Origin of the sequence: Truepera sp. (assembly GCA_032027045.1) — a bacterium.
GTDB lineage: Bacteria > Deinococcota > Deinococci > Deinococcales > Trueperaceae > JAAYYF01.
The window spans coordinates 21,579-36,053 of the sequence record JAVSMU010000001.1; the positions used below are offsets into that span (position 1 = coordinate 21,579).

Below are 14,475 nucleotides of genomic sequence, written 5' to 3' on the forward strand. Positions count from 1 at the left end.
CATCTATACTGCCCGAATATGAACCCTTACCTAACCGTAGCGATCAAAGCGGCCCAGGCAGCGGCCGCCATCCACCGGTTCCACGCGGCGGACAGCGACAAGCAGGTCGACACCAAGGCGAACTACGCCGACATCGTCACCAAGGTCGACAAGCTGAGCGAGGAGCGCGTTAGAGAGGTCATATCCGCCGCGTACCCGAGCCACAGCGTCCTCGGCGAGGAGGAGGGAGAGCACGAGGGCGCCGACGCCAGTCACCGCTGGATAGTGGATCCGCTCGACGGCACCACGAACTACGCCAGCGGCTTCCCTTTCTACAGCGTCTCTATCGCGCTCGAGGTCGAGGGTCGGTTGGAAGTGGGTGTGATCCTGGACAGCGTACGGGGTCAGCTCTACTCCGCCGTACGCGGCAAGGGTGCGCAGATGAACGGTGCGCCCATCCAGGTAAGTAGCACTTCCAGCGTCGATAGGTCGGTTTTGTCGACGGGCTTCAACGCCATCGAGAAGGATATCGATGTCAACCTTCCTGCCTTCGGCCGTGGAGTGCGGCAGGCCAGGGCCGTCAGGCGGGCGGGCTCCGCGGCGCTGGACCTGTGCATGGTGGCCTCCGGCCAGACCGACGGCTTCTGGGAGCTGAAGCTCCATTCGTGGGACGTTGCGGCGGGGATCCTCATACTTAGCGAAGCCGGTGGCCGGGTGACCGACCAGCATGGTGAAGAGTACGAGTTGGGCAGCGCCGTCATGGTGTCGAGCAACGGCCTCATTCACGACGAGCTGCTCACCATGCTGGCGCTGCCGGACAGCTGGTAGCGGCGCGGCCCTCGCCAACTCGAAGGTAGTCCATACCGCGGGGTCGGCCCTCGTGCCTTCTTGCGTTACTCCAACAGTGTTCCTCTCGACGACGCTCACGTTGCGGCGCACTGTGGCCGCTAGTCAGGTCTGCCGCCCGCAACAGTCAGGTAGCATGCCGACCGGATGACAACGAAGGGGCACTTCACAGAACCGACCACTGATTACTGGCAGCGCTTCGTGCACGAAGAGGAACTGCCAGAGGGGGTGCGCAGCGGTGACGGTCCGTGGCGTTACGGTTACCCGGCGAGGCTCCCCGATGGGCGTTTCCTGGTTCTGCCCATCCGGCAAGTCGCGGCCGACCAGGCGCTGGCCGTCGCGTCGCTTATCAGCAACCACGCTTCCCTCGAGGTAGTCGAGGCGCTGGGCGAGATGCTCGCCCGCTTCCTGGCGCCTTACTCGCCGGAGGTGGTCGTTGGCATGCCAACGCTCGGGCTGGCTTTTGCTCCTGTGGTCGCCAAGGAGCTGCGTCTCGAGCGGATAGTGCCGCTTGGTTACTCGCGTAAGTATTGGTATGAGGAGGCGCTGTCGGCGACGGTGCGGTCGATTACGGCTCCGGATGATGCCAAGCGCGTTTACCTCGACCCGAACCTGGCACCGCTCCTGCGTGGCCGTCGTGTCGTGTTGGTCGATGACGTCGTGAGCAGCGGCACGACGCTCGACTTACCTTGGCGCTTGGTCGAGTCGGTGGGTGCCGAAGTGTTGGCTTGCGGTGTAGTCATGCGGCAGGGTGATCGTTGGGCCCGTACCTTGGGACCCGATCGGGCGGCGAAGGTCGTTGGGGTGTTCGACACCCCGCTGCTCACGGCCGTGCCGGACGGCTGGGTGAGGCGGGGCCTCAGCGGCGAAGTGACGTGACCAGCTACGTGCGGCGAGCGCACCGTCGTGAGCGACTGATTCCCCACGCCGACACGGACTTCGCCCCGCGCCGGCACGGACTTCGCCCCGCGCCGGCACGGACCTCGCCCCACGCCGGCACGGACCTCGCCCCACGCCGGCCGTGACCCGATGAAGGTCGAACGAAGCGGGTTGAAGATGACCCCGGCGGCGCTGCCGTCTCTCACGAGCAACGGTAGACTCGGTGATCATGCAGCGTTCTTCGTTGGGACCCGAGGCGGAAGGCGACGCCACCCGCGAGCTCGGCCGCGTAGTGTTCGAGCGATCGCTCGCCGAGCTCGGTAGAGAGCTGGGCGCCGGTAACCTCACCTCGGAAGCGGTCGTGAGTGCCTACCTCGAGCGAATCCGAGCGCTGGACCAAGGCGGCCCGCGCCTGGGCTCCGTCATCGAGACGAATCCCGATGCCCTGGGCGTCGCCCGCGAGTTGGATGCCGAGCGGCGTGCCAAGGGAGCGCGGGGGCCGCTCCACGGCGTACCCATCCTGCTCAAGGACAACATCGACACCGCCGATGCTACCCGCACCGCCGCCGGTTCCTTGGCACTCGCCGAGTCGTTCGCCCAGCAAGACAGCGGCGTGGCCGCGCGGTTGCGAGCGGCAGGCGCGGTACTGCTTGGCAAGGCCAACATGTCGGAGTGGGCCAACTTCCGGTCCACGCGTTCCGTCTCCGGCTGGAGCGGCCGTGGCGGTCAGTGCCACAACCCTTACGCGCTGGACCGCAGCCCGAGCGGCTCGTCCAGCGGCTCCGGCGCGGCGGTGGCCGCCAGCCTTTGTTCTGGGGCCGTTGGTACCGAGACCGACGGTTCCATCGTGGCGCCCGCCTCGGCGAACGGGGTCGTCGGCTTCAAGCCGACGGTCGGACTGGTCTCACGCGCCGGCATCATCCCCATCGCTCACAGCCAGGACACGGCCGGCCCAATGGCGCGTACGGTGGAAGACGCTGTGCTGTTGCTAGCGGCCATGCAGGGGTCCGACCCGCGCGATCCGGCCACTGCCGACGTTCCGGCTAGCGGTCTGATCGATCCGGTCGAGGTGTTGCGGCTCGACGGGCTAGAGGGCGTGCGGCTGGGCATACTGCGGGGGTTCGTGATCGCTCACCCCGAGGTGGAGCGGCAGTTCGAGGCCCTGCTCGGCGTGCTGCGGGCCGCCGGCGCGCACTTGGTCGACGACTTAGCCATGCCACACCTCGGCGAGTGGCGTGATGCCGAGACCGAAGTACTGCTCTACGAGTTCAAGCACGGCCTCGACGCCTACCTGGGTGGCCTGCCTGAAAGTGGGCAGCCCAGGACGCTCGAGGAACTAATAGAGTTCAACCTTGCCAGCTCCGGTCGCTCCATGCCCCTATTCGGCCAGGAACTCCTCATTATGGCGCAGGCGAAGGGGCCGCTCACGGAGTCCACTTACCTCGAGGCCCTTACCACCGGCCGCCGCATGTGCCGCGAGGATGGCATCGACGGGCTACTCGCTAAGCACGGCCTCGACGCGCTTATCAGCCCGACGATGGGCCCAGCCAGCCTCATAGACCAGGTACTCGGAGATCCGAAGCGGCCCGGCGGCTCGGCTGCCGGCCCTGCCGCGGTGGCAGGCTACCCTCACGCGACCGTGCCGGCGGGTACGGTTCACGGCCTGCCGTGGGGCCTCTCCATCTTCAGTACTGCGTGGCGCGATGCCCAGGTGCTGCGTTACGCCTACGCCTTCGAGCAGGCGACGATGGCGCGGCGCGTCCCGCGGCTGTTGGCCACGGTGGAACTGCAACCTGGGGCGGCGGTGTGAGCCGCTGCGGCCGGGGGGCCGCCTCCGGCCACGAAAGCGCTCGACGGTGAGGAGTTCGGGCGGCCGTCGACCACCTGGGGAACTGGCCAGCATGGCACGCTGTGACCAAGATGCGCGCTGGTTCCCTTGCGAGAGGGGAGCTGGTATCAAGACTGGAGGGTCTCCCAGTGCACGATAAGTTCAAGTTGGACCGTTTCCTCGCCGCCCAGGCCGACACGTACGGTTCGGTGGTCTCCGAACTAGCCGCCGGGCATAAGCGCACTCACTGGATGTGGTTCATCTTCCCGCAGGCCGCCGGGCTGGGCCACAGCCCTACTTCGGAGTTCTACGCCATCCGGTCCAGTGCCGAAGCCCGCGCCTTCCTTGACCACCCAGTACTCGGTGAGCGTTTGGTTGAGTGTGCCAACCTGCTGCTCGCAACGACTGGGCTAGCCGCGTTAGAGATCTTCGGCTCACCAGACGACTTGAAGTTGCGGTCGAGCATGACGCTCTTCGCGTCCGTTGCAGGTCCAGGGAACGTGTTCGACAAGGTGCTGGAAAAGTTCTATCAAGGCCTGCATGACGCAGCCACGATGGCGATCCTTGCGAGCTGGTCGGGTGAAACCACCGCGTGAACGCCAAACGGATGGACTCTCCTGTCGGACGTGGTGCCGTCCCGGCCGGTGGTGCCGGCCTTGCTGTGGGCCAGGGGCCTCAGGCTGAAGGCTAAACGAGCGTAGCGGCGTAGTCACCGAAGCTGTCCGCGTTTGCGACCAAGCCTTGGGACGGAGCACTTATGAATCTCCCACTCTCAAGTCCCGTGATCACTGGCCCTGGTGATCGCCGGACTCGGAGAGGCCCCGCCTCCCTGCGTCATACTGACCCTCATGCCGCATAGTTCACGCGGAGGCCAACCCGCGTCCGATGACCTCGTCACCCAGGCGATAAAGCCGGAGCTGTGGCTGCTCGATCCTGAGGTCGTGCATCTGAACCACGGTTCGTACGGCGCGGTGCCCACGCCTGTTCTGGCGGCGCAGCGCCACGCGGCCGAGGCCGTGGAGCGCAGCCCCGAGCGGTTCTACCGCACCGAGCTGGCGGTCCAGATCGACGCCGTCAGGCGCCTCGTGGCCGAGTGGCTCAAGACCGACCCAGACGGCCTCGTGCTGGTGCAGAACGCTACGGAGGCGGTGCAGGTGGCGCTCTCGAGTTTGCGGCTGCCCCCGGGATCCGAAGTCGTTTACACGGACCACGCCTATGCCTGGGTCAAGGCGGCGATCGCTCGCGAGTGTGCGGACAGGGGCGCCGTGCCGCGGTGCGTCGAGTTACCGGACCCGAACGGCCTGACGGAGCCCGAGTTCGCCTCTGCGCTCGTCGCGGCCCTCGAGCGTGCGCTGAGCGAGCGCACGGCTTTGGTGGTTCTCGACCAGATCACTTCGGCTTCGGCCCTGAGGTTGCCGATGGAGGCTGTGTGCGCCGAACTGGGGGACCGGGTTCCCATCCTCATCGACGGCGCGCACGCCCCCGGCCTCATCGACGCGCCCGTGCCTGCCGGTGTGGCCTTCTGGCTCGGCAACCTCCACAAGTGGGCGTTCGCGGCGCGGACCGCGGCCGCGCTCGTGGTGGCGCCGCAGTGGCGCGAGCGGGTACGGCCGCTCGTGGCCAGCGCAGGCGCGGCGCGCGGTTTCCCTGCGTCGTTCAGCTACTTGGGTACGCAGGACGCCACGGCCTACCTCGCGCTCCCGACTTCCCTCGACTTCCCGACCGCGCATCTTGGGATGACGTTCAACCGGCTGCGAGAGCGCAACGCGGCGGTGCTCGAGCTCGGCGCCGGCCGGCTGGCGGACGCGCTGGGTTCGCCCATGCCGGTAGCGACGGGTCTGCCACTGCGGACGGTGTCCCTCAACCGGAGCGGTGGTGACGCAGAGGCGGCGGAGCTGGCCGGCCGGCTGCGGGAGATGGGCGTCGAGGTGGCGATAACCTCGCTGCGCGGGCAACTGTACGCGCGCATCTCCGTGCAAGCGTACGTGGGCGTGGAGGACTTCGACCGGTTGGCGGCGGCGTTGGGCGTGCTCGGTCTGTTGCGCTAAGTGGCTCCGCTGCCAAGGCAGAGCGCCCGAAGGCGTAGCATGTCGTTTTCTTCCTGCTGGCGATGCTACCCCGGTTGTGCGGCGTGGCGATCGTGCGGCAGTTGGTGCGGGTAGCACCAAGTCTCGAGACAAATCGGCCGCTCGAACCAAATGCACGCCGCATCGAGCCGCCGCCGGAACGGGCAGTGCCGACAGCTACTCGGTAACTTGCTGCGCCGCCTTACGCGTGTTGGCTTCAATGGCGAAGAGGACCCCGATGCTCTCGCCGGCGGCCACAATAAAAAGACCGTTGAGAACGATGACAAGGCTGAAGATCAGGGTTTCGAAACCTCCGAGGAAGCCGAAGCGTAGGCCGGGCGAAAATCCACCCGCGAAAGCGGCGATCACGCCCAGGCCTACGAGAACCCAGCCAACGAAACGCAAGATGTTCGACACGGCCGTAAGAACAGGAAATCTGGACAACGGTCTATCCTCCTCGAATTTTGTGTTGTGCGATTCTATCGATTCCCCTTCATTTGACGCAAGTGCGCAAGAACCAGCAGTGCCACTCAGTTTCACTGTTGGAGGCCTGCTGCGGTCTGAGCGTTGGGTGTTCAGTCGAGGCGTAGCAACAAGGGCGAGTCATCTCAAAAGTAAATCGTACCGGGGTTGGGGTGGTTGACTCATTAGTCTTTCGTACCCGGGGTGGGTGGGAAGGGTTGTCGGATGGTACCGGATGCGGTACCATCAACCTCCTGACGTGATAGGGGAGCATGGGGAAATGCGACAAGCTGCTTGACAAGGCACGAAACTCCCAAGCTAGCGTCACGTTCAAGGAGCTTTGCCGTCTCGCCGAGTGCTTCGGCTTCGCATTGGCCCGGACGAGGGGTAGCCACCGTATCTACAGGGCGCCGGGTGTTCAGGAGACGGTGAACCTTCAGCCCATGTCGAACGGGAAGGCGAAGGCTTACCAAGTACGGCAGGTGTTGAAACACATCGATGTGCAATGAGGACAGGACGGGTAGCCGTGGATCAGATCGACCGATACAGCATCCATCTCTTCGCTTACGAGCAGGACGGCACGTTCCTCGCCGTGTGTCCGGAGTTTCCAGGCGTGTCGGCGTTCGGCGATACCCGTGAGGAGGCCATCGCAGAGGTGCGGATCGCTCTTGAGCTTGCAGTTGAGACGTACCTTGATGAGGGCTGGCCCTTGCCGGCGCCAGAGGGGGTCCCTGATGAGGAACTTCCCAGCGGTGAGTTCCGCGTTCGGCTTCCTCGCTCCTTGCACGCGCAACTGGCGCGACGCGCAGCTGGGGAGGGTGTCTCGCAGAATCAACTCGTCGTGTACTACTTGGCGGCTGGCCTCGCGAAGGCGGACGCCTTGGACCGAGTAGAGCGTGAGCCTCAGCGACTTCCGGAGGTTACGCGATAGAACTCGTTACCTGGTCTTGGGGCACGTCGAGGGGTTGCGCTGTGTCCTCGGTCGTCGTTGTGCTCGGTTCTCGTCGAGCTTCTCGACGGCTTCCTCCACGGGCACGAGTTGGCTAGCGTTCTTGAGTTGGAGGGGTCCGGGTTATCCGCAAAGGACTGGCCAACGCGCATGGACCTAATGCACGATTCTGCCGGTGCGTCATCGACGCCGTTCAAGGATTACGTCGAGGACGCGCCTGGTCAGTTCTTCGAACTGTTGGTAGGCGATTGGTCCCGCGTGACGGGTCTCGGGACGACCGCCGATGAGATCTCGGATTTCGTTGCCGAGCATTGCCCTGGGTGGTTGTCGCGGCTGCGCCCCCAACCACATTAATTGCCGTTTCGCGGTCCTCCTGCCGAGCTCATTGCGGTGTAGGAGTGGAGCGTCGTCTCCTCCCGACACCGGAAGTCTGGCCGCCGCCGAGAGAGACTCCGTGTCCCGCGGCCCTGAACTACCCGCGAGAGTAGGAACAGGTTGGCTCGTGCTCGACAAGCACACGGCCCGCTACCGGACTGCCCGCGCGAGTAGGGACAAATTGAAAGGACACGTAAGGACGGATGTGACGGCCCTCTAGCGTGCCCAACCTCCTTCCCTCTATCATCCACGCATGGGAAAAAACTGTCGTGCTGCAGCGAACCGCCTGTTCGCGCTCTGCTGCCTGTTGCTCATGGGATCGAGCCTCGCGTTCGCGCAGGGCAAGCTCAACTTCGACCCCGTCGACGGTTCCGTCGGCACGCACGTTACGGCGGTGGCGACAGGGCTCGAGCCGGGAACTACCGTCACCCTCGCCTGGGAGAGCGCGGCTGCGCAGTGGAATGTCGATCCGGACGGTCGCTTCTTGGGCATTACTGCAGAGGCGACGCTCACCACGCTCGGCGAGGCAGTGATAGGTGCTGACGGCGGCGCCACCTTCGCCTTCACGGTGCCGGAGGACTTCGGTTACATGCACAACGTGTTCGTGCTCTCAGGCGGCGCCAAGGTTGCACGGCAGGGCTTCACAGTGGTGCCCGAGTTGAGCATCGAGCCGACCTCGGGGCCGGTCGGCACGCCGATCACCGTCACGTTGACGGGCGTTGGCTACGGGTTCTGGGAGGCTGTCTGGCACTTGCTTTACGACGATTCTCACACCGGTTGGATGTCCGCCGTATCAACTAAGGGCACTTCCGTGGCCGTGGTCCCGGCCTCGGGCGCTATCGGCCTCCACACGCTGCAAGTCTTGTCGGGAACGCATCCGGTTCCGTATCTCAACCAGCAGCAGGCGCCCATCTATAACCCACAGATCCCTACCGTCATGGGGGAAACGTTCGAGATCACGCCTGGGCCCGCCGTCACGCCTCGCGATGTGAGCGCACAATCGTTGCCCCGAGAGCAATCGGGTCAAGGAAGCAGTTCCGAGGGTCCGACACTGAGCCTCGACTACTCCTCCGGCACGGTCGGGAGCCTCATAAAGCTACACGGTTCGGGCTTCTCGGCCGGCGGCAACGCGCTGTTGACTTGGACGACCACGCGCGGGAACGACATCATCTCCGGCCTGGTCACGGCCACCGTTGACCTCGGCTCGGTGCAGGTGGGGGACGACGGCACCTTCGATACGGTGATTCCGACCCCGGACGATCTGGGTGGGCATCACACGATTGAAGCGACGCAGGGCGACACCAAGGCGGTGGCGTCTTACACGATCACCCCGAGCGTGACGGCGGTGAGCCCCAGCGTGGTCGCTCCCGGAGGCGACATCACCGTTACGGTCAAGGGAGTCGGCTGGAGCGATACCGCCAACATCTACGCGTTCGTCATGAACAACGGCTACCTCGGCTACGGCTGCGGGGTGAACAGCCACGGGGACGTGACTGTCCACCTGAAGGCGCCCGGCCGGGTGGGCACTCACTTCTTGGACATCTACCCGTCGATCTACCGTGGGGTGGTCACGGCGCCCGGAGCGCCACCACCCCCACGGCTCGAGCCGGGTCAAGACGCCTCCTTGCTGCCCGGGGCGAACAGCACCTTCTTGCAGCTCCCCATGCTCAACTGGCAGGATCACCCGGGGGAGGAGCTGCCCGCGTTCCACCTGTCGTTCGAGGTGCGGTGAGGGAGGGGGCTTGTTAGTTACAATGTGGGTATCAGCGCTCCCGTCGGTCCGACCGCGGCCCGGAGATGCTTCCGGATTCCAAAAGCCGTGACTCTTCGGGGAACCCGTGGGCGCGGCAGTTCGTCGGACCTAGAACGGGAGTATTATGGGTCGTGCCAATTTTCCAGGAAGCACCCAGTAAGCGCGCGACGCTCCGTCTAGAGGAGATTCCGGTAGCTCTACGCACGCTGCACCGAGGGGAGGCCATGGGATTCGTGCCGCAACGGGAGCCGGATATCGAGAAGGGCCTCGAGATCCTCCTCGAGTCCCTCCGGCAAGAGGACATAGGCTCGACAGCGATCACCGCCCTCAACCGCGCCTTGGAACGCCCCCCTGGAGAGCGTCCGGGCGTCGGCGCCTACCTCGAAGCGGTCTACGACGCTCTGGGCCAGAACCCGGCGCCCCGCCGGGAGATCAACGCACTACTCAAGTACTTCGACAACGAACAGCTGACGGAGCTTCTGCAGATCTCCCCGAGCAGCGTCCAGCGCTACGCGAGGGGCGAACGCAATCCTCCCGAACCCGTGGTGGACCGCATCCATTGGCTCGCCCTAGTCGTCGGATACCTCACCGGCACCTACAACGAGTTCGGCGTGCGTCGCTGGTTCGAGCGGCCCCGCACAGCACTCGACGGCAAGGGCCCGAAGGACGCGCTCCTAGCCGACAAGGCTTGGACCTCTGAAAGTGACGGTGCTCGGCAGGTAGAACAACTAGCTAAAGCGCTCATCGGGATGCCCGCTACTTGATTCTATACCGCCTCACGCACCCCGCCTACTCCTTCCTGTGGGAAAGTGACGAACAACCGCCCGCACGGTGGCACGATGTCGGAGAGGGGCCCGTCCACTACTTCGCCACCACACCCGAGGGAGCTTGGGCCGAGCTACTGCGTCATGAGGAGATAACCAGCCCGGAAGACCTCGAGGGCCTGACCGAGCAAGCCATGTGGGTCGTGCACGTCGACGACGTTCACCTCGACGCCCCCAATCTCGAGGAAGGCGTTCTCACCGGAGGAATGCGAACCTACGCTGAGTGCCGAGCCGAAGCCAAACGCCTCCGCAACGCGGGCAGCCAGGGCATGATTACCACCTCAGCAGCCCTCGAACCAGGCGGCGCGGTTCTCTACCGCGTGAACGGCGGTCTCGAACTCGAACCGATAAACAGTCGGGTCGTTATCCTCTTCGGACACCGACCTGGCGTCACCGGCCAACTTGCCAGCCTCGGCGGACGTCCCCACCCTCGCATCCTCCAGCACGTCAGGCGTCTTACGCCGTAAGACATTGGCGCCAAGCAAGCGTGGCTCATCGGCACAACCGATCAGGGAACGGGAAATCCCATGTGGTTCCTCATCACGCCGCGCTTTCCCTCACGACGCCCTCCACCACCCGGCCTGCCACTCCCGGATCTCCCCCGAGCGGCACGGCTAACAACCCCACTTCTACGTTCCGCGGCGAGGTCCGCACCCGGGCGCGGACCAGTTCCCGGCCACGCTCCGCAAGCCGGCGCCACCGGTCCATTCCGCACGGGTAGGCGAGCAGCGTGACCACGCGCGGCGCGTCGAACAGGGTCGAGTAGGCCAGCGCCTGTAGCAGGTCGTCACGGTGCTGCTCGCGCAGGCGGTCGCTGGCGGCGCGCCAGCCGAGTCGGTCGATCTCTTCGGCGTGCTGCTTGTACTTCGCGTCGAGCACGACGACCACGTCTGGCCTCGACAACACCACGTCGGGCAGGAGCGAGCGTTGCGAGCCGGCACCGGGCGGTGACCAGTCGAGCGGTACGCGCGTCTGCTCCGTGCGGCCGCTACGTAGAGTTGCGCCCGTCCGGGTCGCCGCCCATGCGGCGGCCGTCTCCAGCCACGCTTCAAAGAAGACATCCATGTCCAAGCGCCACGAGAGACCGGCTAGGTCCGATAGGCCGGCCAAGCCGCGCTCGTCGACGGTCCAGTCGATGGCGTCGAGGCCCTCCTTGAATGCCGCCGGGGAGAAGGGCAGGCGGTGCCAGGCGGCGCGGAGTCTCGCGTCGGGGGGTTGCGGTGGGCTGCCGGCCAGATGGGCGAGCAAGCGTTCGCAGACGGCGAGGAGCTGTCGCACTACCAGCCCGCCGGCGGGTGCCGCCAGTAGCGCCTCGCGGTGGCGCCGGACGGTCCAATGGATGGCGGAGCGAAGCTGCTCGTCGTCGCGCAAGTCCGGGAAGCTGCACGGGACATCGAGGGCTCGCCCTACGGGGAAGCGCCGGGTCGCGTAAGCCGCCCAATCGACGGTGCCACGCGGCGCGCGCAGGTCGGCTTCGACAGTCTCGAAGCGGCGAGCGGTGGCCTCGAGCAACCGTTCGAGGCGCTGCAGCACGACGGACGTCAACACCCACGGCGGAATGCGCCGTTCGGAGTGCGGCAGTTCGGGCAGCGGTAGCAGGTCCGGCACGATCCTGAAGCCCGTATGCGCGAGGACATCCCCCAGGCCGGACCAGGGGAATCGGGGGTTGATTATCAACCCGAAATCGGCGCGGCCGGTAACGGGCGACCGGAGCGGGATGGCGCCCACACGGACTCCGGTGCTCAAGTGCAGGCCGGGCTCGCCGCGCACCCGGCCCACCTCCGCGTCGACCCGCAAGTGTTGGAGGAGACCGCGGTTGAGGCGCACGAGGTCTTCAGCGCGGCGTTCCGCGTTGCCGCGTGCGTCGCCGCCGCTGCCTCCTAACCAGTCGAGCGCGGGAATGAACTGGCGCGAGGAGTCACGCAACTCACGGGTGCCGCTTACGGACCTGGCGATGCGGCGGCGCTCGTAGACGCGCAGCTTTGCCCGTTGGGCTCGCCTCAAGCGGCGGACTCCTCATTCGAATCTATCCAGGCCTGGATCTCATCGGCAAAACCGGCCACGTAACCCTGGCGGAGATACTCGCGCAGCAGGGGGATGATCTCGGTCTGCAGGCGTGCGCGACCGGCCGCTCCATCCTTCGCCAGGAAGTAGGCGTGGCCGGGCATGAGGGTGAAAGCGTCCTCGGAGGCGTGCTCCAGAAACACCATCAGCAGGTCGTGAAATGCCCGCTGCAGCTGCGTGCCGGCGTGCTCCTCAACCACCCGTAACTGCGGCCACAGCTGCAAGAACGCGAAGCGGCGGCGTACGGCAAGGTCCAAAATCGCAATGCTGCGATCAGCGCTGTTCATGGTGCCGAGCAGATGTAAGTTGGGCGGCAACCGCAGGGTGCGGCCCACGCCGTCGAACTCGTGCGCAAGCGTCACCTCCCGCTCGTGTCGGCCCGGTTCGAACAGGTAGATCGCTTCTCCCAGGACCTTGGCAAGGTCCGCGCGATTGACTTCGTCCACCACCAGCAAGTAGGGCGCGTTACTCCTGCCTGCGGCAATGGCCGCCTCCATCAAGTGTCCGGCGGCCGGTGCGAAGGTGAAGCCCATCGCCCCGCCGTCGCGGGGCGCGAGGCCGCCGATGAAGCTCTCGTAAGTGGTGCCGGGATGGAACTGGATGACGCGGCCATTGCCTGCGTAATGCTCCCGCAGCAAGTTGGCCGCAAGCTCGGTCTTGCCCGTCCCGGGTGGGCCCTCCAGCACGGCGTACTTGCGTCGTTCGAGGATCTCGGCGACCTCCTGACCTGTGATATCTGGCAGGGTGGTCGCGAGCCAAGCGCGACGAATCCGCTCGCTATCCTGCCGCGCCGCCGTGAGCACCTCGATGCCCCGCTCCGCGAAGAACAAGTCGATGAACGCCGTCAACGCATCGCGCACTAGCTCGTCACCCGCCGCGCTGCGTTCGGACGGGGGTGCGAAGGCCGCGTAGAGCACTCGCCCGTAACGGTCGGTTGCCGCTTTCCACGGCGCGAGCGGACCGCCCAACGAGGCTGGCAGGGGCACGTCGATACGGACCGGATCCTGCTTCGCCCACGCGTGCTTAGCGCCGCGTGACCGCAGCCAGGTGCTTATGGCCTTCACCTTGCGCGCGTGGCCCGGCCGACCCAAGATCTCCTCGTCCGGAGCCAGGCCGTTCGTGCCGACCACCATGCCAATCAGCGCCGGGGCGCCCGCCTCTTTGTCGGGGAACATGACGAAGCTCATGCCGCCGTACGGGCCGGAGCGCTCCTGATCCGGGCCGATCAACGCCGCGAACGGCACGTTGGTGCCTTGTGTTGAGGCGTTGATCCGCAGTTGGAAGCGCCGCTCGCCTTCTCCGCGAGGGTCGAGCAGAGCGTCTTCGGCCACGCGGTAGTAACGCGGAGCGAGGGAGCCGGCGAACGCGGGCCGCGCCGCTTCCTCCCAGGCCTCGGGCGGAGTGTAGACCAGGTCGACTAGGGAATCCATGGCGCTCCTCGATCGAGTGGCTAATCGCTGCTCCTCGAGCCTATCAGGCGCGCGCGTCGAGTTCCTCGCGCCTGCTCAAGTCCGGTGGTAGTGGCTCCGCTCCACCCGGCAGAAAGCCAGGTGCCCCTACCTGCCCAGGTACTCGCCGAGCACTTCCTGCCCAGTGCGCTCGTGGCGCAGCGTGTACCGATAGGCGCCTATCGGTCCCCTGGCCAGCCTTACTGTCACGTTATCGACCGGCAACCAAAGCATCGTATGTATCTGGTCAATGCCGTAGATTTCCCAGCGGCTTCCGTCGCTTAGCGTCACAGTTCTGCCAGCATTCCCCACGCTGCTCACCCACCATTTCATGTTGGTGCCGGCGTACGTGCCGGCGTCAGGCGTTCCCGGCGGGCGCAGCGAGGGTGAGGGAGTGGTGGCGCCGGCTAGGAAGCCCGAGAGCGACTGGTTGGAGTAGTAGTTGCTGAATATGGGCTTGATGCGCGCCATCTGGCGAACTCCGCGGATGGGTGCTATGCGTTGCAGGCTCTTGATCGGCTCGACCCGGGACGGTGTGATCAGGACGCCGTCTCTGGCGCCCACCGCGTTGCCGTTCAGGTCGCGGAGTATGCCTTCCTCGTACCAGCCCAGGTGCTGTCCTGAGAACGAGTAGATCAGAACGCCTCTGCCGCTCTCATATAGGTATGCGGTGGGCTCACCGGACCAAAGGTAAATGGTGTCGTCTCGTGCGGTGTCGATGTAGGCGATGTAATGACCGTCCTGATCCACCAGTGGGATCTGTTCGGCCGCCGCGCTGGCTAGGACGCACATGATGAGTATGGCTGATACTTGTTTCGCGACTCCGATTTTCCGCATGGAGTGTCTCCTCACCGCGCTGAATTGGGCCCACTCCAGTTATCAGGAAGGGGCTACGTTGGCGCCAATGCGTTGTTCACGAACGGCGATGCCGCCGACTTGCTTCGAGCGTACGCCGCCGGTGCGTCAGGTAATGACGACGACAACTCCTAAAGGGACCCGCAC

13 protein-coding genes are annotated in these 14,475 nt (G+C 65.6%); 9 read left to right on the forward strand and 4 right to left on the reverse strand.

Going from position 1 to position 14,475, the window contains the following annotated elements; all coding sequences use genetic code 11:
• The first annotated feature begins 18 nt into the window (after positions 1 to 18).
• The 5 genes from ROY82_00065 to ROY82_00085 all read left to right on the forward strand — a co-directional run bounded on the left by ROY82_00065 (position 19) and on the right by ROY82_00085 (position 5,580).
• Positions 19 to 807 (forward strand): inositol monophosphatase family protein, encoded by a 789-nt coding sequence (locus ROY82_00065; protein ID MDT3680855.1) that lies wholly within the window; start codon positions 19 to 21, stop codon positions 805 to 807.
• 165 nt (positions 808 to 972) lie between these two features.
• The gene (locus ROY82_00070; GenBank protein MDT3680856.1) at positions 973 to 1,704 is read left to right on the forward strand and encodes a phosphoribosyltransferase; all 732 of its coding nucleotides are present in this window, start codon (positions 973 to 975) and stop codon (positions 1,702 to 1,704) included.
• A gap of 229 nt (positions 1,705 to 1,933) precedes the next feature.
• Positions 1,934 to 3,514 carry an amidase gene (locus tag ROY82_00075; protein ID MDT3680857.1) on the forward strand — a complete coding sequence of 527 codons (1,581 nt, stop codon included), beginning with the start codon at positions 1,934 to 1,936 and terminating at the stop codon, positions 3,512 to 3,514.
• Positions 3,515 to 3,699: 185 nt separating this feature from the next.
• The gene (locus tag ROY82_00080) at positions 3,700 to 4,128 is read left to right on the forward strand and encodes a DUF1810 domain-containing protein (protein MDT3680858.1); all 429 of its coding nucleotides are present in this window, start codon (positions 3,700 to 3,702) and stop codon (positions 4,126 to 4,128) included.
• 252 nt (positions 4,129 to 4,380) lie between these two features.
• Positions 4,381 to 5,580, forward strand: a complete 1,200-nt coding sequence (locus ROY82_00085) for an aminotransferase class V-fold PLP-dependent enzyme (protein ID MDT3680859.1) — start codon at positions 4,381 to 4,383, stop codon at positions 5,578 to 5,580.
• Between the two features lie 195 nt (positions 5,581 to 5,775).
• On the opposite strand, the gene ROY82_00090 is transcribed toward ROY82_00085, so the two are convergent.
• A complete protein-coding gene (locus ROY82_00090) occupies positions 5,776 to 6,042 on the reverse strand; it encodes a hypothetical protein (GenBank protein ID MDT3680860.1) in 267 nt (88 codons plus the stop codon).
• A gap of 544 nt (positions 6,043 to 6,586) precedes the next feature.
• Here ROY82_00090 and ROY82_00095 point away from each other — a divergent pair.
• The 4 genes from ROY82_00095 (at position 6,587) to ROY82_00110 (ending at position 10,428) form a co-directional block, all read left to right on the forward strand.
• A complete protein-coding gene (locus tag ROY82_00095) occupies positions 6,587 to 6,991 on the forward strand; it encodes a toxin-antitoxin system HicB family antitoxin (GenBank protein ID MDT3680861.1) in 405 nt (134 codons plus the stop codon).
• A gap of 646 nt (positions 6,992 to 7,637) precedes the next feature.
• Positions 7,638 to 9,116, forward strand: coding sequence for a hypothetical protein (locus ROY82_00100; protein ID MDT3680862.1), 1,479 nt, complete (start codon positions 7,638 to 7,640; stop codon positions 9,114 to 9,116).
• 254 nt (positions 9,117 to 9,370) lie between these two features.
• Entirely contained in the window at positions 9,371 to 9,901 is a 531-nt protein-coding gene (locus ROY82_00105; GenBank protein MDT3680863.1) for a hypothetical protein, read from the forward strand.
• On the forward strand, positions 9,898 to 10,428 hold the full coding sequence (locus ROY82_00110) for an RES family NAD+ phosphorylase (protein ID MDT3680864.1): 531 nt from the start codon (positions 9,898 to 9,900) through the stop codon (positions 10,426 to 10,428). The genes ROY82_00105 and ROY82_00110 overlap by 4 nt, the downstream gene beginning before the upstream one ends.
• Before the next feature lie 73 nt (positions 10,429 to 10,501).
• Here the strand turns inward: ROY82_00110 and ROY82_00115 are convergent, their stop codons facing one another.
• The 3 genes from ROY82_00115 to ROY82_00125 form a co-directional block, all read right to left on the reverse strand.
• Positions 10,502 to 11,965, reverse strand: a complete 1,464-nt coding sequence (locus ROY82_00115; protein ID MDT3680865.1) for a hypothetical protein — start codon at positions 11,963 to 11,965, stop codon at positions 10,502 to 10,504.
• Entirely contained in the window at positions 11,962 to 13,455 is a 1,494-nt protein-coding gene (locus ROY82_00120) for an AAA family ATPase (protein ID MDT3680866.1), read from the reverse strand. The genes ROY82_00115 and ROY82_00120 overlap by 4 nt, the downstream gene beginning before the upstream one ends.
• 126 nt (positions 13,456 to 13,581) lie before the next feature.
• A complete protein-coding gene (locus ROY82_00125) occupies positions 13,582 to 14,310 on the reverse strand; it encodes a hypothetical protein (protein ID MDT3680867.1) in 729 nt (242 codons plus the stop codon).
• Positions 14,311 to 14,475: the final 165 nt, after the last annotated feature.